Genomic DNA, 26,360 nt, shown 5'->3' with positions numbered 1-26,360 from the left:
GAATGAGGAACCGTCAGCCCGTGATCACCAGGCCGACGATCTCGTCGTCCGAGAACCAGACACGGACGTCCGGCCGTCCCCCCGCGAAAGCGGTCTGGACCGCCTGGCGGATCTCGGGGGACGGGTGGTTGAGGTTGCGCCAGGCACCGGAGACGAACAGCCGGAGCCGGGGTGGGAGTTCACGGGGATAGGGCAGGAGCTCGTCCCAGTACCGCTCCGCCCGGCCCGAGCCGACCGCCTCGGGCAGCAGCCGGGTCACGGCCGCCCGGATGTCGGGCCGGCTGCCGATCCGCTGCGAGGCGGGACGGCCCGGCGCGTCCTGCTGCGGGGAGCCCGTAGCGCGCAGTACCTCACGGGCGCGTTCCGGGGACATCGGCGGTCGGCCCGCCGCCCTGAGCATGCCCTGGAGCGCGGCCAGCGCGCCGACCACCACCGGGGAGGCGGAGGAGGTCCCGGAGAACGTGTCCGTGTACCAGGCGATCTCCTCGGGCCCGCCCTGAAGATCGCCGGGCCGGTCCCAGGTGCCGCCGGTGGTCGTGACCTCGCGGCCCCAGCCCTGCGCGTCCACGCGGGCGCCGTAGTTGGAGAACTCCAGCCGTGAGCGGTCCGGGCCGTGGTCGCGGCCGTGCGTGCCGGGCGGCGGGGCGCCCGCGCCGACCAGGACCGACCCGGAGGACGGGTTGGACGGGTTGAACGGACCGCGCCACCACTGCGGGAACTCGTCCGGGCGCCGCTCGTAGACCCCGTCGTCGAGCGACTCGCCGCCGTTGCCCGCGGCGGCCACCACGAGGATGCCCCGGGCGGTCGCGTGCCGGATGGCCGCGAAGTCGTCCGGCCACCACTCCAGGGCGATGTAACCGCGCTGGTCGTCCCGCTCCTCGTGGTCGAACCGCGGCCCGGGGCGGTGGAGTTCGATCAGCACGATGTCGCCGGGCGCGAGGCGGTCGGCCGCCGCGTGGATCGCGGCCGCGGTGCCGATGCCGTGGAAGGACGCGGCCGCGGTCACCGCCTCCGGCACGATGCCGGTGACCCCGTGCCCGCCCTGGTCGCCGCTGATCACACCGATCACGGCGGTGCCGTGGTTGCGCCACGCCACATCGGTCAGCGGGGTGCCGACGACCACTCCGGCCAGCTTGGCGGCCAGGTCCTCGTGGCCCAACTGCCAGGCGCCCTCGACGTCGATCACCGTCACCCCGTGACCCGTCCCACCGGGCCGCTGCCAGGCCCAGTGGGCGTCTATGCCCTCGGGGGCGGGGCGCAGATAGCCCTGACGGCCGGTGAAGTCGGGGGTGGCGGGCGCCCCCTCCTTCAGCCGCCGGGTGTCCTCCCCGACCTGTCCGAGGGTGGCCGGCACGGCGGGCGGCTTGACGTACGCCGTGTCGACGCCGGGCAACGCGGCGATCCGTGCCCGCAGTTCCTGGGCCCGGTCCTCCCCGCCGCGCACCCGGTAGAAGAGTGCCAGGTCGGGCGCGTCCTCGGTGCCCTGCTGCCCGGCGGACTGCTGAAGTCGTTCCTCGCTGCCGAACAGCGGCTCCAGGGCCAGCTGTTCGTCACCGAGGAACATGTTGAGAGCCGACACGTCGGCGCCCGCCGCCGACCGGACGCCCTCGGCCTGGGCGCGCAGCCTGGCCTCGGGGCGTGCGACGACGATCAGCTCCTGCTCGGCTCCGCGATAGGTGAATCCCGTTCCGTCGGGCCCCGGCCCGGATGCTCCCGGGTTCTGTGCCGGCTGTGCCTGTTCGGTCATCGGATACCGCTCCCTTCGGTCCGTGCGGGTGCGCCTTCCGTGGGACAACCAAGCACCAGGACGGCGACTCGTCCACCCCGTCGTGCCCAACTGGGTTTGAAAACAAGTTGAATTGGGTAACGTGTGCATTCCGTCCTGAAACAGATGTCACGCCACAATCCGGCCATAGGCTGCGGTGGTGACGGTCATGTGATGGGGTGGGAGCGTCTGTTGACCGTACGGTCGGCCACGGGCCGGCCCTTCCGCGGAAGGACGCACAGTGGCTCCCACGGACCGCTCCTTCGCACGTCGAAGACTTCTCACCACGGCCGCCGCCCTGTCCGGCGCGGCCCTGCTGTCCGGCACGGCGCACGCGGCCGGAAGCGAGCGCACCGCATGGCCCGCACAGTTCCCGCTGCCCGACGGCTTCCAGCCCGAGGGCATCACCATCGGCGCGAAGCCCTTCGCCTACTTCGGTTCGCTCGCCGACGGCGACATCTACCGGGCGAGTCTCGCCACCGGCCGTGGCTCGGTCGTCGTCAAGGGCACCGGCGGCCCGACCGTGGGCCTGAAGATCGACCGGCACGGCCGGCTGTTCCTGGCCGGCGGCGACAGCGGCGAGATCCGGACCGCCGACGCCCGCACGGGCCGGATCGAGAAGGTGTACGCCACCGGCGGCACCTTCGTGAACGACGTCGTCCTCACTCCGGGCGCCGCCTGGTTCACCGACTCCTTCGAACCGGTGCTCTACAAGCTGACCCGGGGCGCGGTGGAGACCGTACCGCTGACCGGGGACTGGCAGCAGGGGACGGACTTCACCGCCAACGGCATCGAGCGCACACCCGACGGCCGCGCCCTGCTCGTGGTGAACGCCTTCGCCGACGGCGGTGGCCTCGCCCGGGTCGACCCGCGCACCGGCGTGGCCCGGACCGTCGACCTCGGTACGGCGAAACTCCCCAACGGCGACGGACTGTTGCTGCTCGGCCGGATCCTCTACGCCGTCCAGCAGCGGCAGAACGCGATCGACGTCTTCCGGCTGAACGACTCCGGCACCCGGGGCACCGCGATCGCCCGCATCACCGACCCGCGCTTCCGCATCCCGACGACGGCCGCCGCGTGGGGCGGGCGGCTGTATCTGCCCAACGCGCGCTTCGACGTGGAACCGACGCCTCAGACGGAGTACGACGCGGTGGCCGTGGACCAGGTCTGACGGGTCTGACAGGCCTGACATCTCTGGGAACGGGTGGGGGCGGTACGCGTCACGCGCACCGCCCCCACTTGTCCGGCCTGTCCGGCTGGTCCAGCTTGTTCAGCCCCTGTCAGTCCTCGGACGACGAGTCCTCGTCGTCCGCCCCCGGCTTCGGGGGCTTCGGCGGCTTCGTACGACCGCTGGGGTTGTCCCGCAGATACGACGTGCTGTCACTGCCGTCCGCCGTCGCGTGACCGCCCGGCGGCCCCGGCTGGCCCCCGTCCCGGCGCCGCAGATACCGCTCGAACTCGCGGGCGATCGCCTCGCCCGACGCCTCCGGCAGCTCCGCGGTGTCCCGGGCCTCCTCCAGCGTCTGGACGTACTCCGCGACCTCGCTGTCCTCGGCGGCCAGCTGGTCCACGCCCACCTGCCAGGCGCGCGCGTCCTCGGGCAGCTCGCCCAGCGGGATGCGTACGTCGATCAGGTCCTCCAGGCGGTTCAGGAGGGCCAGCGTCGCCTTCGGGTTCGGCGGCTGCGACACGTAGTGCGGTACGGCTGCCCACAGCGACACGGCCGGTACGCCCGCGTGCGTGCAGGCCTCCTGGAGGATGCCGACGATGCCCGTGGGGCCCTCGTACTTGGTCTCCTCCAGATCCATCCGCTGGGCGAGATCCGGGTCGGACGTGACGCCGCTGACCGGGACCGGACGGGTGTGCGGGGTGTCACCGAGCAGGGCGCCCAGCACCACCACCAGCTCCACGCCCAGTTCGTGGGCGAAGCCGAGCAGCTCGTTGCAGAACGAGCGCCACCGCATCGACGGTTCGATGCCGCGGACGAGGACGAGATCGCGGGGCTTGTCACCGCCGACCCGGACGACCGACAACCTTGTCGTCGGCCATGTGATCTTGCGTACGCCGCCGTCCAGCCACACCGTGGGGCGGTTCACCTGGAAGTCGTAGTAGTCCTCGGCGTCCAGCGCCGCGAACACCTCGCCCTTCCACTCCCTGTCCAGATGCGCGACCGCGGTGGAGGCGGCGTCGCCGGCATCGTTCCAGCCCTCGAACGCGGCCACCATGACCGGGTCGATCAGCTCGGGAACCCCCTCGAGCTCGATCACCCAGGCCTCCTTCCGACGTGCCCTCGCTTGACCACCCAACCTTACGGCGTCCCGCGGGGGCGCCCGCAGCCCCCTTGCACGGGGGAGTGAACGGATCACTGCCCCGATAGCCACCCCGGAACACCCCAGCGTGATCGGAGCTGTCCTGGAGCGCCCGGTTTCACCCGCTCACAGCGTGGACCGCAGCCACTGCTCCACGCTCGCGATGTGGACGGTCGCCCAGGAGCGGGCCGCCTCCGCGTCGCGGTCGCGGAGGGCGGCCAGGATGGCGCGGTGTTCGTGCAGGGTGCGGCTGACGGCGTCCTCCTGGGTGAGGCCGCGCCAGATGCGGGCCCGGGTGGTGGGACCGGAGAGTCCGTCCAGGAGGGAACAGAGCACCGAGTTGCCGGAGCTCTGCACGATGCCGCGGTGGAAGTCCAGGTCGCAGGCGACGAGTTCCTCCACCGAGGGGGCGTCGCCCAGCTTGGCCAACTGGGCGGAGAGGGCGTCGAGTTGCTGCTCGCTGATCCGCAGGGCCGCCATCGCCGTGGCGGCCGGTTCCAGGATGCGCCGCACGGCCAGGAACTCCAGGACGGTGTCGTCACGGTGGAAGTCGACGACGAAGCTCAGCGCCTCCAGCAGGAGCTGCGGGTCGAGGCTCGTCACATAGGTGCCGTCGCCCTGGCGCACGTCCAGGATCCGGATCAGCGACAGGGCGCGCACGGCCTCGCGCAGGGAGTTGCGGGACAGCCCCAGGTCGGCCGCGAGCTCGCTCTCCTTGGGCAGCCGGTCCCCCGGGCGCAGCGCGCCGGAGACGATCATGCCCTTGATCTTCTCGATCGCCTCGTCGGTGACTGCCATGCCGGCCTCCCTGTCGCCCCGTGCTGTGCCGAGACATCCGATGTCTCGGCCCTCATTATGGCGCCGCGCGGACGAGCGGCTCCAGATCGGCGATCACCTCGGCCTCATCCGGCGTGGTGGGCGCCGGTCACAGGGTGCCTCCCGCTGCCCCCTCGGCGAGCAGCCGCAGCGCCTCCAGGGACACGACGGCACCCCGTTCGACGCCGGCCGCGACGACCTCGCGGTGCGGGTCGTAGACGCTGGTGCCCTCCTCGTCCACCAGCTCGTCCGCGTTCACCCCGTCCACGACGACGACCCCGCCCGCGACGAGTCCGCGCAGCGAGGCCGTCACCAGCAGCGCCGACAGTTCCATCTCGATCGCCGCGAGCCCGGCACCGTCGTAGGAGAAGAGGGGCAGCAGGCCCGGCTGGAAGGCCGCGCGGGTCCAGACGATGCCCCGGTGGTGCGGGGCGCCCGTCTCGCGGGCCGCGCGCTGGAGCGCGAGGACCGCCTCGGGTGCGGAGACCGCCGGGTACTCGGGCGGCAGCAGCTGCTGGGTGACACCGTCGTCCCGTACGGCCGCCTCGGCGATGACGAGATCGCCGTCGCCGATGCCGGGCCTGAGCGCGCCCGCCGTACCGAACCGCAGGATCGTGCGGATCCCGGCGTCCGCCAGCTCCTGGAACAGCAGGATCGCGCCCGGCGCACCCACCCCGTGCGAGGCCACGGTGACCGGCAGGCCCTTCCAGCGGCCGCTGAACACCCGGTACTCGCGGTGGTGGGAGACCTCCTCGGCGCCGTCCAGGAGCGCGGCGACGGCCGCGGCACGCGCCGGGTCACCGACGACGACCGCGTGCACGGGCAGCCCGGTGCGGGGTACGCGGGTGACGGGCAGCGGGTCCTGGGGAGGGTCGTGGGTCATGGGGCGGCTCCCGGCTCGGTGTCGACGCGGACCCGTCGGCCCCGGACTGCCGCTCGAATCTATCGAACTGTGGTTCTCCCAGGTCATGTACGGTGGCGGCAATCACCGGAACATCAGGAGTATCCCGATATGCCCCAGGAACTGCGCGCGGTCGAGTGGACCGGAACAGGTCTCGCGCTGATCGACCAGACCGTGCTGCCGCATCGCACCGAGACGGTGGACGTCCGCGATGTGGACACTCTGGTGGACGCGATCCAGCGGCTCGTGGTGCGCGGCGCGCCCGCGATCGGGGCGGCGGGAGCGTACGGTGTCGCGCTCGCGCTGATCCAGGGGGAGCGGGAGGGCTGGACGGACGGCGAGATCCTCGCCGCAGTCTCCCGCGTCCGGGGGGCCCGGCCCACGGCCGTCAACCTCATGGTCTGCGTCGACCGCGCCACGAGCCGTCTGCCCGAGGGCGTCGAGGCGGTCCTGGAGGAGGCCGCCGCCATCCAGCGCGAGGACGTCGAGGCCAACCGGGCCATGGGCGTGTTCGGCGCCGACTGGCTGCTCGACAAGGTGCGCCTGGACCGGCCGTTGCGCGTCCTGACCCACTGCAACACCGGTGCGCTCGCCACGGCCGGCTGGGGCACGGCCCTCGGCGTGATCCGCGAACTGCACGCCCGCGGCCTGCTGGAGGTCGTGTACGCCGACGAGACCCGCCCCCTGCTCCAGGGGTCCCGCCTGACCGCCTGGGAGCTGGTCCAGGAGGGCATCCCGCACTACGTCCAGGTGGACGGCGCAGCCGCGGGCACCATCCTGCGCGGCGAGATCGACGCGGCGATCGTCGGCGCGGACCGTATCGCCGCCAACGGCGACACGGCGAACAAGGTCGGCACGGTCGGTGTGGCTCTCGCGTGTGCCGACGCCGGGATCCCCTTCCTGGTCGCGGCGCCCACGACCACGGTCGACCTGTCCACCAAGACCGGCGACGACATCCACATCGAACTCCGCGGCGAGGACGAGGTGTTGGAGTGGGGCGGCGTACGGACGGCTCCCGCCGCCTCGCGCGGCCACAACCCGGCGTTCGACGTCACCCCGGGTCGCCTGGTGACGGCGCTGGTCACGGAGCGGGGCGTGCTGGAGGTGGCGGCGGGACAGGTGCCGGGGGAGTACCTGCGCTAGGGATGCGACGAAGAGGGGCCCCGGTCACCGTGACCGGGCCCCCTCTTGACGTACCGTCAGCGCTGCGAGAGCTCCAACTCCAGCAGCCACTCCACCACTTCGGTGTGATGCCGCGCCTGCCGCGGATCGGCGCCCCACACGTACAGTCCGTGCCCCGCCACGACCACCGCCGGCATCCGGGGATCCCGCGCCGCCTCCAGACGGTCCCCGAGGACCTTCATGTCCTGGCTGTTGGCGATGACCGGCAGGGTCACCTCGACGCCATGGGCGGGCTGTCCGACGCCCTTGAGCATCTCCAGGTCGCTGAAGACGATCCCGCCGGGTTCCCGGCGCCCCATCGCGACCGAGGCGACCGTGTGCACGTGCACCACCGCCCCCGCTCCCGTCAGCGCGGCGACCCGGGCGTGCAGTTCGGCCTCGGCGGACGGCTTGCCGCCGTTGACCGCGGCACCTCCTCCGTCGACCAGCACCACGTCCGCGGGCGTCAGTTCACCCTTGTCGTGGCCGCTGGCGGTGACCGCGAGCCGCAGCGGGTCACGCGAGAGCACCACGGACAGGTTGCCGGAGGTGCCCCGCATCCAGCCGAAGGAGGCGAACCGGGCGGACTCCGCGGCGAGCACCGCCCCCGCCTCCTCCAGGTCGAGTGCGCTGATGTCGGCGGTCACGAAGTGCTCCTTGAGACGGTGATCTCGTCGAACGTCCCCGCCTGCGCGTGGTCGCCGACGCCTTGCTCGAAGTACGGCTCCCCGGGCCGCCGGATCCCCACCGCGTGCCAGCCGGCCGCACGGGCCGCGTCCAGCTCGCCGGGCCGGTCGGAGAGGAAAAGGAGCCGCGCGGGTGTGACACCGGCCGACTCCGCGATACGGCGGTAGGACTCCGGCTCCTGCTTGGGTCCCGCGTTCTCGGTGTCGTACAGACCGGAGACCAGCGGGGTCAGGTCGCCCTCCGGGCTGTGGGTGAACCAGGCGCGCTGCGCGGCCACCGACCCGGACGAGTAGACGTACAGCCGGAGGCCCGCCGCGTGCCACCCCCGCAGCACCGGGACGACGTCGTCGTAGAAGTGCGAGACGAGGTCGCCGCGGGCGAAGCCCTCGGACCAGACGATCCCCTGGAGGGTCTTGAGCGGGGTCGCCTTGCGGTCCTCGTCGAGCCAGGCGTTCAGCGCCTTCTCGACGCGTACGGCGTCGGCGTCCGGGTCGCCGATCTCCGCCCGCACCTGCGCGACGGCCCGCGCCACCTCGGGGTCGTCGCCGCGCTCGGACAGCAGCGCCGCGAAACGGGAGCGCGAGTAGGGGTACAGCACGTCGACGACGAAGCCCGTGGCGCTCGTGGTGCCCTCGATGTCGAGCACCACGGCGTCCACGTCGTACGACAGGCCCGCGAGGCTCACGCGGCTGCCCGGTCCGCCGCGTAGCCGGCCGCGATCGTGTCGTAGTCCGGGAAGCGGGAGGCGATCGTCGAGCCGGTGAAGTTGCCGATCCAGCCGTCCTCCTCGTGGAAGAAGCGGATCGCGGTGAAGGAGGGCTCGGTGCCCATGTCGAACCAGTGGGTGGTGCCGCGCGGCACGCCCAGCAGGTCGCCCTTCTCGCAGAAGACGGCGTGCACCTCGCCGTTCACGTGCAGATAGAAGATGCCGGAGCCGGAGACGAAGAAGCGGACCTCGTCATCGTCGTCGTGCGTGTGCTCCTGGAGGAACTTCTCGCGGGCGGCCCTGGCCTTCGCCGGGAACTCCGGGTCGTCGCTGGGGTGCAGGCCGAGGACGTCGACGGTGGTGAAGCCCTCCTCGGCGTTCAGCTTCTCGATCTCCGGGCCGTACGCGGCGAAGACGGTCTCGCTGTCGGCGTCGAAGGGGACGTCCTCGCGGACCGGCCACTGCTCGTAGCGGACACCGAGCGGCTTGAGGGCCTCGGCGATCTCGGCGGGGTCCGCGGTGCGGCGGACCAGGGTCTCGGGACCGGACTCGGACCAGGTGGTCAGGAGGGTCATGGGGCAACTCCGGGAGTCTGGAAGGAATGTCCGGATACCGAGACAAGTACCGGACGGGCGGGGCGGAAAGAGGGCGGCGGCGAGCCGTACGTCAGCCGCGACACGGCGCGCCGGGACAGCGACGCATGCGGGGCATGCACGTCGCTTTCGCGCCAGCGGTCGTCATTCGGGCCTCACTGTGCCGGGTCGGGTGCCGGTCTTGTGATGGTAACTCCAGGTGAGACGACGACCGTGTGTGACGAAGTCGTTGTCTCACCTGGTGAGAAACCGCTTCCACACCATTTGACGTGTGGCTGAAATCGTTCTCATGATCTGCGTATGAAGACGCTGCTGCTCGTGCGGCGGCTGTACGTGGACTTGCTCCGGTCGACCACAGCCAGCTGTCGCTGACCGCTCCCGGAGTTCCCTGGCGCCCCCATTCGACCGGGCGCGCGATGGCGCGTTTCTTTTCCTCGCTCCGGGCCCAGCACATCCCTTCCTGTCTCCCCTCTCCCCGTCTGCACCACCCGCACCTGGAGCCGTACATGTCCCGCATCCGTCTTCCGCTCGCCGCGCTCTCGCTGGCCTCCGTCTCGGCCCTCGTGCTCTCCGGCTGCTCGCAGTCCACCGACGCGTCCAAGGACACCGGCGACACCGCGGCCTCCGCCTCGGCCGCCACCGGCAAGAAGCCCGCCCCCTTCAGCGGGGGCGCGGTCAAGGTCGCCCTGGTCCGGCAGAGCGGCGCCGGCGACTACTTCGAGCAGTGGGGCAACGGCGCCAAGGCCCAGGCCAAGGCCCTCGGTATCGACCTGACGGTGTACGACGCCCAGGCCGACAACGCCAAGCAGGCCACCGACCTGTCCTCGGCGATCAACTCCGGCGCCAAGGCGATCATCATCGACCACGGCTTCCCGGCGACCATCCAGCCCGAGATCGACAAGGCCGTGAAGAAGGGCATCAAGGTCGTCGTCTACGACGTGGAGACCGCCACCAAGGGCGTCGTCTCCACCGAGCAGGACGACGCCAGCATGGCCAAGGCCGTCCTCGACGTGATGGCCAAGGACCTCGGCCAGAACGCCAAGGTCGGCTACGTCAACGTCGCCGGTTACGCCGCCCTCGACAAGCGGGACTCGGTCTGGAAGGAAGCCGCGGCCGCGAGCGGCTGGAAGCAGGAGTTCAAGGTCGGCAAGGTCACCGACTCCACCGCCACCGACAACGTGCCCCTGGTCTCCGCCGCGCTCACCCAGCACTCCGACGTGGCCGGCATCTTCGCCCCGTACGACGAGCTCGCCAAGGGCACCGTCCTCGCCGTCCAGAACAAGAAGCTCCAGGACAAGGTGAAGGTCTTCGGCGCGGACGTCTCCAACGCCGACATCCAGCAGATGACCGCGGCCGGCAGCCCGTGGGTCGCGACGGCCGGCACCGACCCCTCCGCCGTCGGCGCCGCCGTCGTCCGCACGACCGCCCTGGAGCTGGCCGGGCAACTCGACAAGAGCTCGGTGCAGTTCCCGGCCGTCGCCATCACACAGGACTTCCTGCGCGAGAAGAAGATCGAGAACATGAACCAGCTGCGCCAGGCGCTGCCCGCGCTGAACCTGGCACAGGTCTCGACCGCGGACTGGATCGCGAATGTCGCCCACTGAGACCGGCGAGAGCGGCGAGAGCGGTAAGACCGGTGAGGCGGGCCCGGCGGTCTCACTGACCGACGTCAGCATGGCGTTCGGCGGCAAGACGGTCCTCGCCTCCGTCTCCCTCGACATCGCCCCGGGCAGCGTCGTCGCGCTGCTCGGCGCGAACGGCGCCGGCAAGTCCACCCTGATCAAGATCCTGTCGGGCGTGCACACCGACCACGGGGGACAGGTCCGGGTGGACGGCGTGCCGGTCTCCCTCAACTCGCCGCTGGCCGCGCGCCAGTTGGGCATCCAGACGGTGCATCAGCGCATCTCCGAGGGCATCGTGCCCGGCCTCTCGGTCGCCGAGAACCTCGTCTTCGAGGAGCTGGCGCAGCGCCGCGGCAACCCGTTCCTCAACGGTGGCAGGCTGCTGGCCCGCGCCCGCGAGATCCAGGCGGGCCTGGGGCTGGACTGGAGCGACACCGTCCTGAGGCGGGATGTCACCGAACTCGACATCTCCGACCGCCAGTTGCTGATCCTCGCCCGGGCCCTGGCCACCCGCCCCCGGCTGCTGATCCTCGACGAGCCGACCTCGGCCCTGTCGGCCGCCGAGGCGGAACGCCTCTTCGCGCTCGTCGAGCGGATGCGGGACGACGGCATCGCCGTCCTCTACGTCTCCCACCGCCTCGGCGAGATCGATGCCCTGGCCGACCGGCTGGTCGTCCTGCGGGACGGCCGTCTCACCGAGGACCAGACCAAGCCCTTCGACTGGGGCGCCGCCCTGCGCGCGATGCTCGCGCAGGCCCAGGAGGCGACGACGGCCCGTCCGGTCCGGGAGAAGGCCTCCGGCGACGTCGTGGTGTCCTTGCGCGGGGTACGCCTCTTCGAGGGCCGCGCCCCTCTGGACCTCGACCTCCGCACCGGCGAAGTCACCGGCGTCGTGGGCCTGTTGGGCGCGGGCAAGACCGAACTGGCGCGCGGCCTGTTCGGCGCGGAGCCCTTCGGGACGGGCGCGGTCACGCTGGACGGCAGGCCGTACGCGCCCCGCCGCCCCGCCGACGCGATCCGGGCCGGCGTCCACCTGGTCCCCGAGGACCGCCACGCCGACGCCCTGGTCCCCGGCTGGTCGGTCGCGCAGAACATCTCGCTGCCGTTCCTGAAGTCGCTGTCTAAGGCGGGTCTCGTGCAGCGGTCCAAGGAGGACGCGCTCGGCCGCGCCACCATCGACGCCCTCGGGGTCGTCGCCCGCGACGAGCACAGCACCGTCGAGGAGCTCTCCGGCGGCAACCAGCAGAAGGTCGTCGTCGGCCGCTGGCTCGCCGAGACCCCCCGCGTCCTCATCCTGGACGAGCCGTTCCGAGGTGTGGACATCGGTGCCCGTCGGGACATCGGCCGCCGTGCCCGCGCCCTCGCCGCCGAGGGCGCCGCCGTACTCGTCCTGTCCGCCGACGTCGACGAGGTCCTGGAAGTGGCCGACCGGGTCGTCGTCCTCGCGGCCGGGGAGATCCACCTCGACGCCCACGGCGAGGACGCCGAACGCGACCGCGTGATCCAGACCATCTCGGCGTCCGTGTGACCCCGGCTCCCTGACCCCGGCTCCCTGAGGAACTACGCCATGACCACCACCCAGAGCACCGAGGTCCCCTCGAAGACGGCGCTCCCACCCGCCACCACCACCGCCGTCCGCGTCCAGAACGCCGTCATCAAGTACGGCTTCATCTTCGTGACGGTCGCGCTCTTCCTGTACTTCGCGCTGAGCGAGGGCTCCTTCCGGGAGTCGGCGACCCTCCTGGACACGCTCCGATACGTCTCGGTGGCCGCCATCCTCGGCCTCGGGGTCACCCTCACCATGGCCGTCGGCGGTATGGACATGTCCGTCGGCGCGGTGGCCGGCCTCGGCGTCTCGGTCGCCGCCCAGACCATGGTCGTCCACAACCAGGTCGGCACGGTCGCGATCGTCGCGGTCCTGGCCGCGGGCGCCCTCGCCGGCCTCCTCAACGCGCTCCTGATCGTCGTACTGAAGATCCCCGACATGCTCGCCACCCTCGGCACCATGTTCGTGATCCAGGGCAGCAAGCTGATCCTGGTCGACGGCCAGTCGATCACCCCGGGCATGACCCTGGACGACGGCACGACCGCGCCCGGCAGGTTCACCGACGGCTTCCTGCGCATCGACCGCGGGACGGTCCTCGGCATCCCCGTCTCCGTGCTGATCTTCGGCGGCCTGACGATCGCCGCCTGGGTCTTCCTCGCCCGCACCCGCTGGGGCCGGGTCCTCTACGCGATCGGCGCCAACCCCGAGGCCTCGCGCCTGGCGGGCATCCGCGTCGGGGCCTACCGGGCGCTGGCCTACGTCCTGTCCGGCGTCCTCGCCTCGATCGGCGGCCTGATCCTGGCGTCCCGCATCGGCCAGGGCGATGTGAGCGCCGGGACCTCGCAGCTCCTGGAGGCGGTGGCCGTCGCCCTGGTCGGCACCTCGGTCCTGGGCCGGGGGCGCCCGAACGTCTGGGGCACCGCCCTCGGCGCGGTGCTCATCGGCATCATCACCACCGGCCTGACCATCAAGGGCCTGCCGTACTACACCCAGGACGTCGTCGAGGGCGCGGTCCTCATCCTCGCCCTGGTCTTCAGCTTCACCCTGTCCAAGCGCCGTACGTCTTAAGGAGATCGAGACCGATGGGCTACCGCATCCTGGAGACCGACGACATCCCCGGCCACCTGCACGAGCGGGGCCACTGGGAGGACGTGGCCGACATCCACGTCCGCGAGGTGTCCGACGGCAACATGAACCGGGTCTTCCTCGCGTCCTCCGCCGACGGCACCCGCAGCCTCGCCGTCAAGCAGGCCCTGCCCTGGGTCCGCGTCGCCGGCCCCTCCTGGCCGATGAGCCCCGACCGCGCCGACGCCGAGGCCCGCGCCTACGCGCAGCTCGCCAAGGTGGCCCCCGACGAGATCCCCGCGATCCACGGCTACGACCCCGAGAACCACGCCCTCGTCATGGAGGACATGTCCGACCTGGAGGTCCTGCGCACCCTCCTCAACGAGGGCGCGTCGTACGGTCCCCACACCTCGGCGCGCATCGGCGAACTGCTCGCCCGGCTCTCCTTCGCCACCAGCGACTTCGGTATGCCCTCCGCCGAGCGCAAGGCCCTGATCGCGGCCTCCGTCAGCCCCGAGCTGTGCAAGATCACCGAAGACGTGGTGCTGTCGGAGCCGTACGTCGAGCACGAGCACAACCACTGGCACGACGGCGTGGACGATCTGGCGAAGGCCTTCCGCGCGGACACCCGGCTCCGCACGGAGGTGGCCGACCTCCGCCACACCTTCATGACGAGTGCCCAAGCGCTGCTGCACGGCGACCTCCACACCGGCAGCATCATGGTCGGCGACCGCGAAGGCACCCCCGTGGTCCGCGTCTTCGACCCCGAGTTCTCCTTCGTCGGCCCCATCGGCTTCGACCTCGGCCTGTACTGGGCCAACACCCTGGTCTCGGAGCAACGTGCCCGCGCCCTGGGCCGCCTGACGGACCACGCCGATCAACTCCGGCTGTCCTGGGAGGCGTTCGAGACGGAGTTCCGCCGCCTGTGGCCCACCCGCGTCGACACCTTCTTCGACGACGCGTATCTGGAACGTTTCCTGCGTCGCGTCTGGACCGAGTCCCTGGGCTACGCGGGCACGGAAATCATCCGCAGAATCATCGGCTTCGCCCACTTGACGGACCTGACGACGCTGGAGGACCCGGTCGAGGCGTCAAGGCGGTCACTACTGATCGGCCGTGAACTGATCGTAGGCCGCGAGAAGCTGCCCGACGTGAACTCGGTAAGGGCGGTAGTGCACCCCACCTAGGGGCGCGGGGCTGTATCGATTTGCGGCTCCGCCGCGTGGGCGCGACCAGCCCCCACGCACCCGCAGACGGCAAAAGGGGCGGCCCCCACGACGAGGAGCCGCCCCTTGTCACACAACCGCGCTCACTTCTTGTCGAGCAGATCCTGAACCTTCGCGCGGACATCATCCGACGCCAGCCCACGAATCGTCAGCGTGGTCCGACGCCGCAGCACGTCATCCGCCGTCTCCGCCCACTCGTTGTCCCGCGCATACACAACCTGCGCCCAGATCTCCGGCGCATCCGCATGCACCCGCTCACCCAGCTCCGGGTTCTCGTTCGCCAGCCGAGCGATGTCGAAGGCCAGCGACCCGTAATGCGTGGCGAGGTGCTTCGCCGTGTCGGCGGCCATCCGCGGACCGGGCGCCGGGTTGTCCACGAGCAACCGGTGCGCGACCGCGCGCGGGTTGGCGACACCGGGCAGAGGCAGCTTCCTCGGCAGCGCGGAGACCGGCTCGAAGTCGTCGCCCAGGGGCCGGCCCGGGAGGGCCTCCAGCTTCTGCATGATGGTGCGGCCGATGTGCCGGAACGTGGTCCACTTGCCGCCCGCGACGGACAGCATGCCGCCCTTGCCCTCGGTCACCACCGTCTCGCGCTTGGCCTTGGCGGTGCTTCCGGGGCCGCCCGGCAGCACGCGCAGACCGGCGAAGGAGTATGTGATCAGATCGCGGGACAGCTGCTGGTCCCGGACGGAGAACGCGGCTTCGTCCAGGATCTGGGATATGTCCTTCTCGGTCACCGAGACATCCGCCGGGTCGCCCTCGAACTCCTCGTCCGTGGTGCCGAGCAGGAGCATGTCCTCCCAGGGGAGGGCGAAGGTGATGCGGTACTTGTCGATCGGGGTCGCGAGGGCGGCCTTCCACGGGGACGTCCGCTTCAGGACCAGGTGCGCGCCCTTCGACAGCCGGATGGACGGCGCCGCGTTCGGGTCCTCCATGCGGCGCAGGTGGTCGACCCACGGGCCGGTCGCGTTCAGCACCAGTCGCGCGTCGACGCCGAACTCGTCACCGGTGAGACGGTCGCGCAGGTCCGCGCCCGTCACCCGGCCGTTGGTGAAGCGCAGCCCGCTCACCTCGGCGTGGTTGAGCACGACCGCGCCCGCCTCGACGGCCCCGCGGACCGTCATCAGCGCCATCCGGGCGTCGTTCATCTGGTCGTCGCCGTACACGGCCACGGCCTTGAGGTTCTCGGTGCGCAGCTCGGGCACGTCCCGCGCGGCCTTCGCCGGGCTCAGCAGGTGACCCACACCGTCGCCGAAGGCCGACAGCATCGAGTACGCGAACACACCCGCGCCGAGCTTGGCCGCGCCGTGCGGCCCGCCCTTGTACACGGGCAGGTAGAACGTGAGCGGGTTCGCCAGGTGGGGAGCCACCTGGCGGGAGACCGCACGCCGTTCGAAGTGGTTCTCCGCGACCAGCTTCACCGCGCCGGTCTGGAGATAGCGCAGACCGCCGTGGAGAAGCTTGGAGGAGGCGGAGGAGGTGGCGCCGGCGAAGTCGCCGGCGTCGACCAGGGCCACCCGCAGACCGGACTGCGCGGCGTGCCAGGCGGTGGAGATGCCCAGGATGCCGCCGCCGATCACGAGAAGGTCGTACGACGCCTTGGAGAGCTGCTCCCGGGTCTCGGCGCGGCTCGGGTTGGAGCCGGAGGCCGGGCGCGTACCGAGGGCAGGCACGGACTGCAGGGTGGACTGACTGGTCATGTCGGGTTCTTACTCCTCGTCAGAGCCGCGAGATGAGCGTTGAGGCGCTCTCTCGTCAGCTCTCGTCCTCGAGCCAGCCCATGGTCCGCTCGACGGCCTTGAGCCAGCTCTTGTACTCACGGTCGCGCTTCTCTGCGGCCATGTTGGGGGTCCACTCGGCGGCCCGGCGCCAGTTGGCGCGCAGGTCGTCGGTGCTGGTCCAGAAGCCGACGGCGAGACCGGCGGCGTAGGCGGCGCCGAGGCAGGTGGTCTCGGCGACCATCGGGCGCACCACGGGGGCGTCCACGAAGTCGGCGAGGGTCTGCATCAGCAGGTTGTTGGAGGTCATGCCGCCGTCGACCTTGACGGCCGCGAGCTCGACGCCGGAGTCCTTCGTCATGGCGTCGGTGATCTCACGGGTCTGCCAGGCGGTGGCCTCCAGGACGGCGCGCGCGAGGTGCGCCTTGGTGACGTACCGGGTCAGACCGGCGATGACACCACGGGCGTCGGAGCGCCAGTACGGTGCGAACAGGCCGGAGAAGGCCGGCACGAAGTACGCGCCGCCGTTGTCCTCGACCGTGAGCGCCAGCGTCTCGATCTCGGCGGCCGTGGAGATCAGGCCCATCTGGTCGCGCATCCACTGCACCAGCGAACCGGTGACGGCGATCGAGCCCTCCAGGGCATAGACCGCCTTCTCCTCGCCGATGCGGTAACCGACCGTGGTCAGCAGGCCGTTGTAGGAGTTGACCGGCTTCTCGCCGGTGTTCATCAGCAGGAAGGTGCCGGTGCCGTACGTCGACTTGGCCTCGCCCTCGGCGAAACAGGTCTGGCCGAACAGGGCCGCCTGCTGGTCGCCGAGCGCGGAAGCCACGGGGATGCCACCGAGGATGTCGCCGAGCTTGCCGCCCGTGACCTCGCCGTAGACCTCGGCGGAGGAGCGGATCTCCGGGAGCATCGCCAGCGGCACGCCGATGGACTCGGCGATCTTCGCGTCCCACTCCATGGTGTGCAGGTTCATCAGCATGGTGCGCGAGGCGTTGGTGACGTCGGTGACGTGCCGGCCGCCGTTGACGCCGCCGGTCAGGTTCCAGATGACCCAGCTGTCCATGGTGCCGAAGAGGATGTCGCCGGCCTCGGCGCGCTCGCGCAGGCCCTCGACGTTGTCCAGCAGCCAGCGGGCCTTCGGACCGGCGAAGTAGGAGGCCAGCGGCAGGCCGGTCTCGCGGCGGAAGCGGTCCTGGCCGACGTTGCGGCCGAGCTCCTTGCAGAGCGCGTCGGTGCGCGTGTCCTGCCAGACGATGGCGTTGTGGACGGGCTCACCGGTGTTCCGGTCCCACAGCAGCGTGGTCTCGCGCTGGTTGGTGATGCCGATGGCCTTGATGTCGTCGCGGGTGATGCCGGCCTTCTCGATGGCCCCGGCGACGACCTCCTCGACGTTGGTCCAGATCTCGGTGGCGTTGTGCTCCACCCAGCCCGGCTTCGGGAAGATCTGCTCGTGCTCCTTCTGGTCGACCGAGACGATACGGCCGTCCTTGTCGAAGACGATGCAACGGCTGGAGGTGGTGCCCTGGTCGATGGCCGCGATGAAGGGGCCGGCGGTGTGCGCGTCGGTCACTGTGTGCTCCTGGGGTTCCGTGAGTGAGGGTCTGTCCACGACTGTTCTACGACTGTTTCGGTCGCTCTAGGCGAAGGCGACGTTGTAGATGCCCGCAGCGATGGCGCCGCCGAGCAGCGGACCGACCACCGGGACCCAGGCGTAGCCCCAGTCGGAGCCGCCCTTGTTGGGCAGGGGCAGGAGGGCGTGCACGATACGCGGACCGAGGTCACGGGCCGGGTTGATCGCGTAGCCCGTCGGACCGCCCAGGGACAGACCGATCGAGACGACCACGAGGGCGGTGATCAGGGCACCCAGGGTGCCCAGGCCCTTGCCGTCGCCGTTCAGGCCCTGCGTGAGGACGGCGAGCACCAGCACGATGGTGCCGATGACCTCGGTGGCGACGTTCTGCCAGGCGACCCGGACCTCGGGACCGGTGGAGAAGATGCCCAGGACGGGTCCCGCGCCCTTCTCCTGCGCCTCGACGGCCTTGGCCTTGGTGGCCTGCGCGCCCGGGGCACCGACGATCTCCTTGTCAGTGAGGTGCGCGTGGAACTGGCCGTAGTAGGCGACCCAGACCAGGGCGGCACCGATCATGGCGCCGAGCAGTTGCCCACCCCAGTAGATCGGGACGTCGCCCCAGGGGATCCCGTCCTTCTTGAGCGCGAGCGCGAGCGTCACGGCCGGGTTGAGGTGGGCGCCGGAGAGCGGCGCGGAGGTGTAGACGGCCGTCAGAACGGCGAAACCCCACCCGAAGGTGATGGCGAGCCAGCCGGCGTTGCGTGCCTTGGAGGCCTTCAGCGTGACGGCCGCGCACACGCCGCCGCCGAGCAGGATGAGTATGGCGGTACCGATGGTCTCGCCGATGAAGATGTCGGAGCTGGACACCCGCGACTCCTTTGTCCTTCGTCCAGGGGGAGAGCTGCCGGCCCTTGGCGTCGTACCACTGTAACGCCTATTGCCGGTCGGTGTTCGACAATGTCGACCGATGGACGGGAGTCTTGCTCCGGCGTTACAGGCACGTCAAGAGTTCTGTTGTCGAAAACACGATCGTTACTGATTGCCCCGTGTTGTCGATCTTCCGCCGACCGGCCGGCTTCGGCATGTCCGGCGCACAACGAGGGCCGGAACGCCCGCGGCGTCCCGGCTCTTCTCGCGTCCTGCCTGGTGGTACGGGCCTCAGAACCGCCCGGCGCCCAGATCCCGCGAGACCGCGCGGGCGCAGTCCCGCACCGCCGCGATCAGCTCGGGCCGCAGCGCGCCCTTGTCGTCGTCCCGGCACAGCCGCTCCACCGCTCCGGTGATGCCGACCGCGCCCACCGGCATGCGCCGCCGGTCGTGGATCGGCGCGGCGACGGACGCGACGCCCTCCCAGGTCTCCTCGACGTCGGCCGCGTACCCCCGCGCGCGCGTGACGTCCAGGAGCTGCTCGAAGCTGTCCAGGTCGCAGATCGTGCGGTCGGTGTACGGCTTGCGGTCGCTCTCCACCGCCTCGCTGTGCGCGACCGGGTCGTAGGCCGACAGCACCTTGCCCAGCGCCGTGGAGTGCAGCGGCTGCATGGCCCCGATCTCCAGGACCTGCCGGCTGTCGTCGGGCCGGAAGACGTGGTGCACGATCAGCACGCCCTGCTGGTGCAGAACGCCCAGATGGACGCTCTCGCCGCTGGAACGGGCCAGGTCGTCGGTCCACACCAGGGCGCGCGCCCGCAGTTCGTGCACATCCAGGTAGGTGGTGCCCAGGCGCAGCAGTTCGGCGCCGAGCTGATAGCGCCCGGAGGCGTCGTCCTGCTCCACGAAGCCCTCCTGCTGGAGGGTGCGCAGGATGCCGTGCGCAGTGCCCTTGGCCAGGCCCAGCGACGAGGCGATGTCCGACAGGCCGAGTCTCCGTTCGCCGCCCGCGAGGAGCCGCAGCATCGCGGCCGCCCGTTCGAGCGACTGGATGTTCCGTGCCATCGCCGTCCTGCCTCCGTCCCCTTCGACGACCGTGCCCTTGGCGTCACCGCCGCCGCTGCCATCGTTCGGCAATGTCGAACACTACCGGTCCATGCCGACCTCCTGCCAATGGTCGGTCCCCAACTGTTGCGTCACTCGTACGCCGATGGTGACGCGCGCGCCATCCTGGTCCGTCCCGTGGACCGCCTGACCATCCGGGCCGGGACCCGGCTACCCTGGCGGCGTGTGCCCACCGCGGGACGTCGCCCGGGCACCGGAAAGCCGACAGCCGTCGCACCTGAGGGAGCCCTTTCATGGCCTCGTTGCCACCGACCCCTTCCGCCGACAGCCGGACCCGTGCGTCCGCCCTCCGTGAGGCACTCGCCACCCGCGTGGTGGTCGCCGACGGGGCGATGGGCACCATGCTCCAGGCCCAGGAGCCCACGCTCGACGACTTCCAGCAGCTCGAGGGCTGCAACGAGGTCCTGAACGTCACCCGCCCCGACATCGTGCGCTCCGTGCACTCCGAGTACTTCGCCGCAGGCGTCGACTGCGTGGAGACCAACACCTTCGGCGCCAACCTCACCGCGCTGGGCGAGTACGACATCCCCGAGCGCGTCACCGAGCTGTCCGAGGCCGGCGCCCGCATCGCCCGGGACACGGCCGACGAGTTCGCCGCCCGTGACGGCCGGCAGCGCTGGGTGCTGGGCTCGATGGGCCCCGGCACCAAGCTGCCCACGCTCGGCCACACCACCTTCGGCGCCATCCGCGACGCCTACCAGCAGAACGCCGAGGGGCTGCTCGCCGGCGGCGCCGACGCCCTGCTGGTGGAGACCACCCAGGACCTGTTGCAGACCAAGGCGTCCGTGCTGGCCGCGCGCCGGGCCATGGAGACGGCCGGGTACGAGGTCCCGCTGATCGTGTCCGTGACGGTGGAGACGACCGGCACGATGCTGCTCGGCTCGGAGATCGGCGCCGCGCTCACCGCACTGGAGCCGCTCGGCATCGACCTGATCGGCCTGAACTGCGCCACCGGCCCGGCCGAGATGAGCGAGCACCTGCGCTATCTGGCCCGCCACTCCCGCATCCCGCTGTCGTGCATGCCGAACGCCGGTCTGCCCGTCCTGGGCAAGGACGGCGCCCACTACCCGCTGTCGGCCCCGGAACTCGCCGACGCCCAGGAGACGTTCGTCCACGAGTACGGCCTCTCCCTCATCGGCGGCTGCTGCGGCACCACCCCCGAGCACCTGCGCCAGGTCGTCGAGCGCGTCCGGGACCTCACCCCCACCGCCCGCGACCCGCGCCCCGAGCCCGGTGCCGCCTCGCTCTACCAGACGGTCCCGTTCCGCCAGGACACCTCGTACCTGGCCATCGGCGAGCGCACCAACGCCAACGGCTCGAAGAAGTTCCGCGAGGCCATGCTGGAGGCCCGCTGGGACGACTGCGTGGAGATGGCGCGCGAGCAGATCCGCGAGGGCGCGCACATGCTCGACCTGTGCGTGGACTACGTGGGCCGCGACGGCGTCGCCGACATGGAGGAGCTGGCCGGCCGCTTCGCCACCGCCTCCACCCTGCCGATCGTCCTGGACTCCACCGAGGTTCCCGTCATCCGCGCCGGTCTGGAGAAGCTCGGCGGCCGCGCGGTCATCAACTCGGTCAACTACGAGGACGGCGACGGCCCCGAGTCCCGCTTCGCGAAGGTCACCAAGCTCGCGCAGGAGCACGGCGCCGCGCTGATCGCGCTGACCATCGACGAGGAGGGCCAGGCCCGCACCGTCGAGAACAAGGTCGCCATCGCCGAGCGGCTGATCGACGACCTCACCGGCAACTGGGGCATCCACGAGTCCGACATCCTCATCGACACCCTGACCTTCACCATCTGCACCGGTCAGGAGGAGTCCCGCAAGGACGGCATCGCCACCATCGAGGCGATCCGCGAACTCAAGCGCCGCCACCCGGACGTCCAGACCACCCTCGGTCTGTCCAACATCTCCTTCGGCCTCAACCCGGCCGCCCGCATCCTGCTCAACTCGGTGTTCTTGGACGAGTGCGTCAAGGCGGGCCTGGACTCGGCGATCGTGCACGCGTCCAAGATCCTGCCGATCGCCCGCTTCACCGAGGAAGAGGTCCAGACGGCCCTCGACCTCATCCACGACCGCCGCGCCGAGGGCTACGACCCGCTCCAGAAGCTCATGCAGCTCTTCGAGGGCGCCACCGCCAAGTCCCTCAAGGCCGGCCGGGCCGAGGAGCTCGCGGCCCTCCCGCTGGACGAGCGCCTCAAGCGCCGCATCATCGACGGCGAGAAGAACGGACTGGAGGCCGACCTCGACGCGGCGCTCCAGGAGCGCCCCGCCCTGGACATCGTCAACGCGACCCTCCTGGACGGCATGAAGGTCGTCGGCGAGTTGTTCGGCTCCGGTCAGATGCAGCTGCCGTTCGTGCTGCAGTCCGCCGAGGTCATGAAGACCGCGGTCGCCTACCTCGAACCGCACATGGAGAAGGTCGAGGGCGACGAGGCGGGCAAGGGCACCATCGTGCTCGCCACGGTCCGCGGCGACGTCCACGACATCGGCAAGAACCTCGTCGACATCATCCTGTCCAACAACGGCTACAACGTCGTCAACCTCGGCATCAAGCAGCCGGTCTCCGCGATCCTGGACGCCGCCGCCGAGCACCGCGCCGACGTCATCGGCATGTCCGGGCTCCTGGTCAAGTCCACGGTGATCATGAAGGAGAACCTGGAGGAGCTCAACCAGCGCGGCCTGGCCGCCGACTTCCCGGTCATCCTCGGCGGCGCCGCCCTGACCAGGGCCTACGTCGAACAGGACCTGCACGAGATCTACGAGGGCGAGGTCCGCTACGCCCGCGACGCCTTCGAGGGCCTGCGTCTGATGGACGCCCTCATCGGCGTCAAGCGGGGCGTGCCCGGGGCCAAGCTGCCGGAGCTCAAGCAGCGCCGGGTGCGGGCGTCCGCCGTACAGGTCGAGGAGTCCGTGCCGGAGGAGGGCGCGGTCCGCTCCGACGTCTCCGTCGACAACCCGGTGCCCACCCCGCCGTTCTGGGACACCCGCGTCATCAAGGGCATCCAGCTCAAGGAGTACGCCTCCTGGCTCGACGAGGGCGCCCTGTTCAAGGGCCAGTGGGGCCTCAAGCAGGCCCGAACCGGCGAGGGACCGTCGTACGAGGAACTCGTCGAGACCGAGGGCCGGCCGCGGCTGCGCGGTCTGCTGGACAAGCTCCAGACCGAGAACCTGCTGGAGGCGGCCGTCGTCTACGGCTACTTCCCGTGCGTGTCCAAGGACGACGACCTGATCATCCTGGACGAGGAGGGCAACGAGCGCACCCGCTTCACCTTCCCGCGCCAGCGCCGTGGCCGCCGGCTGTGTCTGGCCGACTTCTTCCGCCCGGAGGAGTCGGGCCAGACGGACGTCGTCGGCCTCCAGGTCGTCACCGTCGGCTCCCGGATCGGCGAGGAGACCGCGAAGCTCTTCGAGTCCAACGCCTACCGCGACTACCTCGAACTGCACGGCCTGTCCGTGCAGTTGGCCGAGGCGCTCGCCGAGTACTGGCACGCCCGTGTGCGGTCGGAGCTCGGCTACGCGGGCGAGGACCCGAACGAGATCGAGGACATGTTCGCCCTGAAGTACCGCGGCGCCCGTTTCTCCCTCGGCTACGGCGCCTGCCCGAACCTGGAGGACCGCGCCAAGATCGCCGACCTGCTGCGGCCCGAGCGCATCGGAGTCCAGCTGTCGGAGGAGTTCCAGCTGCACCCGGAGCAGTCCACCGACGCCATCGTGATCCATCACCCCGAGGCGAAGTACTTCAACGCACGCTGATCGGATCAGTCGTACACTGGTCGGTCCACTGCAGGCCGGTTGCCTCTCTGTGTGAAAGGGGAGGCGACCGGCCTGCTCGTCCCTCCAGGAGGTACGTGGATGACCAGCACGGTTCCCGCACCCGCAACCCGTACGGCCGAAGGCTCCGCGCTCCAGGCCGTGCTCCTCGACATGGACGGAACCCTGGTGGACACCGAGGGTTTCTGGTGGGACGTGGAGGTCGAGGTCTTCGCCGGTCTCGGACACACGCTCGACGACTCCTGGCGCCATGTCGTGGTCGGCGGACCGATGACCCGCAGCGCCGGATTCCTCATCGAGGCCACCGGCGCCGACATCGCCCTTCCCGAACTCACGGTGCTCCTCAACCAGGGCTTCGAGGCCCGCATCGACCGCGCGCTGCCGCTGATGCCCGGGGCCACCCGGCTGCTGGCCGAACTCGCCGCGCACGACATCCCCACGGCGCTGGTCTCCGCCTCGCACCGGCGGATCATCGACCGGGTCCTCGCCTCGCTCGGCCCGCAGTACTTCGCGTTGACCGTGGCCGGCGACGAGGTGCCGCGCACCAAGCCGCACCCCGACCCCTACCTGGTCGCCGCCGCCGGACTCGGCGCCGATCCGGCCCGCTGCGCGGTCGTCGAGGACACCGCGACCGGGGTCGCCGCGGCCGAGGCGGCGGGCTGCCAGGTGGTGGCGGTGCCCTCCGTCGCGCCCATCGCCCCGGCCCCGCGGCGGACGGTCGTGACCTCGCTCGAAGAGGTGGACCTGACTTTTCTGCGCGGTCTGATGACGCTCTGACGGCGAGGAGCAGCCCCTTGCCGACGGAAATGCACCGGGCGTTCACTCAGCGTACGGAGCCGATAGCGGGGAATTCCGAAGGGTGTGTCCGTGGGTAATTCCAACCGCACAGGATGGCCGAATTCCGGTGTGACTCCACACCGTTGAGTATGTGAGGTTCCCCACGCCCCGCGGGATCGACAGGGTCGGACAGGTGTGCTGGAGACCCCCGTTCGGGACATTCGGACAGACCCTTGTGTCCCGGTTGGTGAAAGCCTGCACCAATCCTTCCGCCCTCGGGTGTTCGGTCCGTCCACGCCTGATTCCGCTGCGTGATGGGCCCTCAACTCCGGCCGTTGCGAACCCTCGTGCAGGTGCGGACTAACCTCCTGCTGAGAACATCGCCCTTACCCCGTGACCGGCATCTCCACCCATGCATGCCGGGTACACGGACTCTAGCTCTGGAGAACGTCGAGCATGAACCGCAAGTCTTTGGTGCTGCCGGCCGTGATCGGTCTGCTCGCACCGGTGCTCGCAGCCTGCGGTGGGTCCGACGGCGGGAGCGGCAGCGACGGTGCGATCGTCGTCGGCACGACCGACCGGTTCAGCGCCACGAGCGACGCCCCCGCCCCCCTCGACCCGGCCTACGCCTACGACGTCGGCTCCTGGAACATCCTGCGCCAGACCGTGCAGACCCTGATGATCCTGCCGAAGGGCGACGGCGACCCGGTCCCCGAGGCCGCCGAGAAGTGCGGCTTCACCGACACCGGCAACGAGCGCTACGCCTGCACCCTGCGCGAGGGCCTGAAGTTCTCGAACGGCAAGGCCATCACCGCCGAGGACGTGAAGTTCTCCATCGAGCGCGCCCTGGCCCTGAAGGCCGACAGCGGTGTCTTCGCCCTGCTGTCCACCATCGACACCGTCGAGACCCAGGGCGACCGCGAGGTCATCTTCCACCTCAAGACCGCCGACGCCACCTTCCCGTACAAGCTGTCGACCCCGGTCGCCGGCATCGTCAACCCCGACGACTACGAGAAGAACAAGCTGCGCGACGGCTTCGACGTCAACGGCTCCGGCCCGTACACCATGAAGGCCGACGTCAAGAACGACGAGCTGGCCGACGCCGTCTTCACCAAGAACCCCGACTACAAGGGGACGCTCAAGGTGAACAACGACGAGGTCGACCTGCGCTCCTTCGAGGACGCGGACGCCATGGGCGCCGCGCTGGAGAAGGGGGACATCGACCTCATGACCCGCACCATGTCGCCCGAGCAGATCACCAAGCTCGGCAACGAGACCGGCGGTGACGTGGACCTCGTCGAACTGCCCGGCCTGGAGATCCGCTACCTCGGCTTCAACACCGACGCGCCGTCCGTGAAGTCCAGGGCGGTCCGTGAGGCGATGGCCCAGGTCGTCAACCGCAGCGAACTCGTCGCCAAGGTCTACGGCTCGCAGGCCGAGCCGCTGTACTCGATGGTCCCGGCCAGCATCACCGGCCACTCCAACTCGTTCTTCAACGAGTACGGCGAGCCGAGCGTCACCAAGGCCAAGTCCCTGCTGACCAAGGCCGGCATCTCCACCCCGGTGAAGCTCACCCTGCACTACACGACCGACCACTACGGCCCGGCCACCAAGCAGGAGTTCGAGGTGCTCAAGAAGCAGCTCAACGACACCGGCCTGTTCCGCGTCGGCATCGAGGGCGCCCCCTGGTCGACCTTCCGTCCCGCCGAGAAGAAGGGCGAGTACGACGTCTACGGCATGGGCTGGTTCCCCGACTTCCCGGACGCCGACAACTACCTCGCGCCGTTCCTGGACAAGGACAACACCATCGGTTCGCCGTACGTGAACAGCCAGATCCGCAACACGCTGATCCCGGAGTCCCGCCGCGAGTCGGACCGGCTGTCCGCCGCCGCCAGCCTGACGAACATTCAGGACATCGTCGCCTCCGACGTTCCCGTCCTCCCGCTGTGGCAGGGCAAGCAGTACGTGGCCGCACGCGACGACATCACGGGGACCGCGTACGCGCTCAACTCCTCCTCGACGCTTCAGCTGTGGGAGCTCGGCCGCGGTGTGAGCGGCTGACAGTCTCCCGTGCCCGGGGCCGGGGAGGGTGGCCCCGGGGTCCCGCACACCGACGACAAGGCATTC

The 26,360-nt window shown here is 70.5% G+C and carries 20 protein-coding genes; 9 read left to right on the top strand and 11 right to left on the bottom strand.

Features of this window, described 5'->3' with window-relative positions; all coding sequences use genetic code 11:
* Positions 1-13 precede the first annotated feature (13 nt).
* Positions 14-1,747: a S8 family peptidase gene (locus SLINC_RS10010; RefSeq protein WP_067429553.1), complete on the bottom strand. Its 1,734-nt coding sequence runs from the start codon at positions 1,745-1,747 to the stop codon at positions 14-16.
* Between the two features lie 259 nt (positions 1,748-2,006).
* On the opposite strand from SLINC_RS10010, the gene SLINC_RS10005 reads away from it, so the two are divergent.
* Positions 2,007-2,936 carry an SMP-30/gluconolactonase/LRE family protein gene (locus SLINC_RS10005; protein WP_067429551.1) on the top strand — a complete coding sequence of 310 codons (930 nt, stop codon included), beginning with the start codon at positions 2,007-2,009 and terminating at the stop codon, positions 2,934-2,936.
* 109 nt (positions 2,937-3,045) lie between these two features.
* On the opposite strand, the gene SLINC_RS10000 is transcribed toward SLINC_RS10005, so the two are convergent.
* The 3 genes from SLINC_RS10000 to SLINC_RS09990 form a co-directional block, all read right to left on the bottom strand.
* Positions 3,046-4,032, bottom strand: coding sequence for a PAC2 family protein (locus tag SLINC_RS10000; RefSeq protein ID WP_067429548.1), 987 nt, complete (start codon positions 4,030-4,032; stop codon positions 3,046-3,048).
* A 168-nt stretch (positions 4,033-4,200) separates the two neighbouring features.
* Entirely contained in the window at positions 4,201-4,872 is a 672-nt protein-coding gene (locus tag SLINC_RS09995; RefSeq protein ID WP_067429546.1) for a FadR/GntR family transcriptional regulator, read from the bottom strand.
* 127 nt (positions 4,873-4,999) lie between these two features.
* Positions 5,000-5,773 carry a phosphorylase family protein gene (locus SLINC_RS09990; RefSeq protein ID WP_067429543.1) on the bottom strand — a complete coding sequence of 258 codons (774 nt, stop codon included), beginning with the start codon at positions 5,771-5,773 and terminating at the stop codon, positions 5,000-5,002.
* Between the two features lie 129 nt (positions 5,774-5,902).
* On the opposite strand from SLINC_RS09990, the gene mtnA reads away from it, so the two are divergent.
* On the top strand, positions 5,903-6,934 hold the full coding sequence (gene mtnA, locus SLINC_RS09985; RefSeq protein WP_067429540.1) for an S-methyl-5-thioribose-1-phosphate isomerase: 1,032 nt from the start codon (positions 5,903-5,905) through the stop codon (positions 6,932-6,934).
* Positions 6,935-6,990: 56 nt separating this feature from the next.
* Here the strand turns inward: mtnA and mtnB are convergent, their stop codons facing one another.
* The 3 genes from mtnB to SLINC_RS09970 are packed head-to-tail and all read right to left on the bottom strand — an operon-like array spanning position 6,991 to position 8,920.
* Complete coding sequence (gene mtnB / locus SLINC_RS09980) at positions 6,991-7,599, bottom strand: methylthioribulose 1-phosphate dehydratase (RefSeq protein ID WP_067429537.1); 609 nt, start codon at positions 7,597-7,599, stop codon at positions 6,991-6,993.
* The gene (gene mtnC, locus SLINC_RS09975; protein WP_067429534.1) at positions 7,596-8,324 is read right to left on the bottom strand and encodes an acireductone synthase; all 729 of its coding nucleotides are present in this window, start codon (positions 8,322-8,324) and stop codon (positions 7,596-7,598) included. The genes mtnB and mtnC overlap by 4 nt, the downstream gene beginning before the upstream one ends.
* A complete protein-coding gene (locus tag SLINC_RS09970; RefSeq protein ID WP_067429531.1) occupies positions 8,321-8,920 on the bottom strand; it encodes a 1,2-dihydroxy-3-keto-5-methylthiopentene dioxygenase in 600 nt (199 codons plus the stop codon). Before SLINC_RS09970 ends, mtnC begins: the two co-directional genes overlap by 4 nt.
* Positions 8,921-9,444: 524 nt before the next feature.
* Here SLINC_RS09970 and SLINC_RS09965 point away from each other — a divergent pair.
* Genes SLINC_RS09965 through mtnK form a run of 4 tightly spaced genes read left to right on the top strand, consistent with a single transcriptional unit; the run spans position 9,445 to position 14,358 of the window.
* Entirely contained in the window at positions 9,445-10,542 is a 1,098-nt protein-coding gene (locus tag SLINC_RS09965) for a substrate-binding domain-containing protein (protein WP_067429528.1), read from the top strand.
* Complete coding sequence (locus SLINC_RS09960) at positions 10,529-12,088, top strand: sugar ABC transporter ATP-binding protein (RefSeq protein WP_067429525.1); 1,560 nt, start codon at positions 10,529-10,531, stop codon at positions 12,086-12,088. The genes SLINC_RS09965 and SLINC_RS09960 overlap by 14 nt, the downstream gene beginning before the upstream one ends.
* A gap of 39 nt (positions 12,089-12,127) precedes the next feature.
* Complete coding sequence (locus tag SLINC_RS09955; RefSeq protein ID WP_067429522.1) at positions 12,128-13,174, top strand: ABC transporter permease; 1,047 nt, start codon at positions 12,128-12,130, stop codon at positions 13,172-13,174.
* A 14-nt stretch (positions 13,175-13,188) separates the two neighbouring features.
* Positions 13,189-14,358: an S-methyl-5-thioribose kinase gene (mtnK, locus tag SLINC_RS09950; protein WP_067429518.1), complete on the top strand. Its 1,170-nt coding sequence runs from the start codon at positions 13,189-13,191 to the stop codon at positions 14,356-14,358.
* 122 nt (positions 14,359-14,480) lie between these two features.
* Here mtnK and SLINC_RS09945 read toward each other — a convergent pair whose 3' ends face one another.
* From SLINC_RS09945 to SLINC_RS09930, 4 genes are all read right to left on the bottom strand, one after another.
* The gene (locus SLINC_RS09945; protein WP_067429516.1) at positions 14,481-16,097 is read right to left on the bottom strand and encodes a glycerol-3-phosphate dehydrogenase/oxidase; all 1,617 of its coding nucleotides are present in this window, start codon (positions 16,095-16,097) and stop codon (positions 14,481-14,483) included.
* Positions 16,098-16,152: 55 nt separating this feature from the next.
* Positions 16,153-17,691 carry a glycerol kinase GlpK gene (gene glpK / locus SLINC_RS09940; protein ID WP_067429514.1) on the bottom strand — a complete coding sequence of 513 codons (1,539 nt, stop codon included), beginning with the start codon at positions 17,689-17,691 and terminating at the stop codon, positions 16,153-16,155.
* Positions 17,692-17,757: 66 nt separating this feature from the next.
* On the bottom strand, positions 17,758-18,558 hold the full coding sequence (locus SLINC_RS09935) for an MIP/aquaporin family protein (protein ID WP_067429511.1): 801 nt from the start codon (positions 18,556-18,558) through the stop codon (positions 17,758-17,760).
* A gap of 291 nt (positions 18,559-18,849) precedes the next feature.
* Complete coding sequence (locus tag SLINC_RS09930; RefSeq protein WP_067445191.1) at positions 18,850-19,623, bottom strand: IclR family transcriptional regulator; 774 nt, start codon at positions 19,621-19,623, stop codon at positions 18,850-18,852.
* Positions 19,624-19,916: 293 nt separating this feature from the next.
* Between SLINC_RS09930 and metH the strand changes: the two genes are divergently transcribed.
* From metH to SLINC_RS09915, 3 genes are all read left to right on the top strand, one after another.
* On the top strand, positions 19,917-23,438 hold the full coding sequence (metH, locus tag SLINC_RS09925; RefSeq protein ID WP_067429507.1) for a methionine synthase: 3,522 nt from the start codon (positions 19,917-19,919) through the stop codon (positions 23,436-23,438).
* Between the two features lie 99 nt (positions 23,439-23,537).
* Complete coding sequence (locus SLINC_RS09920; protein ID WP_067429504.1) at positions 23,538-24,233, top strand: HAD family hydrolase; 696 nt, start codon at positions 23,538-23,540, stop codon at positions 24,231-24,233.
* A gap of 456 nt (positions 24,234-24,689) precedes the next feature.
* Complete coding sequence (locus SLINC_RS09915) at positions 24,690-26,294, top strand: ABC transporter substrate-binding protein (RefSeq protein WP_067429501.1); 1,605 nt, start codon at positions 24,690-24,692, stop codon at positions 26,292-26,294.
* The last annotated feature ends 66 nt before the right edge of the window (positions 26,295-26,360 follow it).

The organism is Streptomyces lincolnensis (assembly GCF_001685355.1).
GTDB lineage: Bacteria > Actinomycetota > Actinomycetes > Streptomycetales > Streptomycetaceae > Streptomyces > Streptomyces lincolnensis.
The sequence above is the reverse complement of the archived record's forward strand: the minus strand, read 5'-3'. Positions and strand labels throughout refer to the sequence as shown.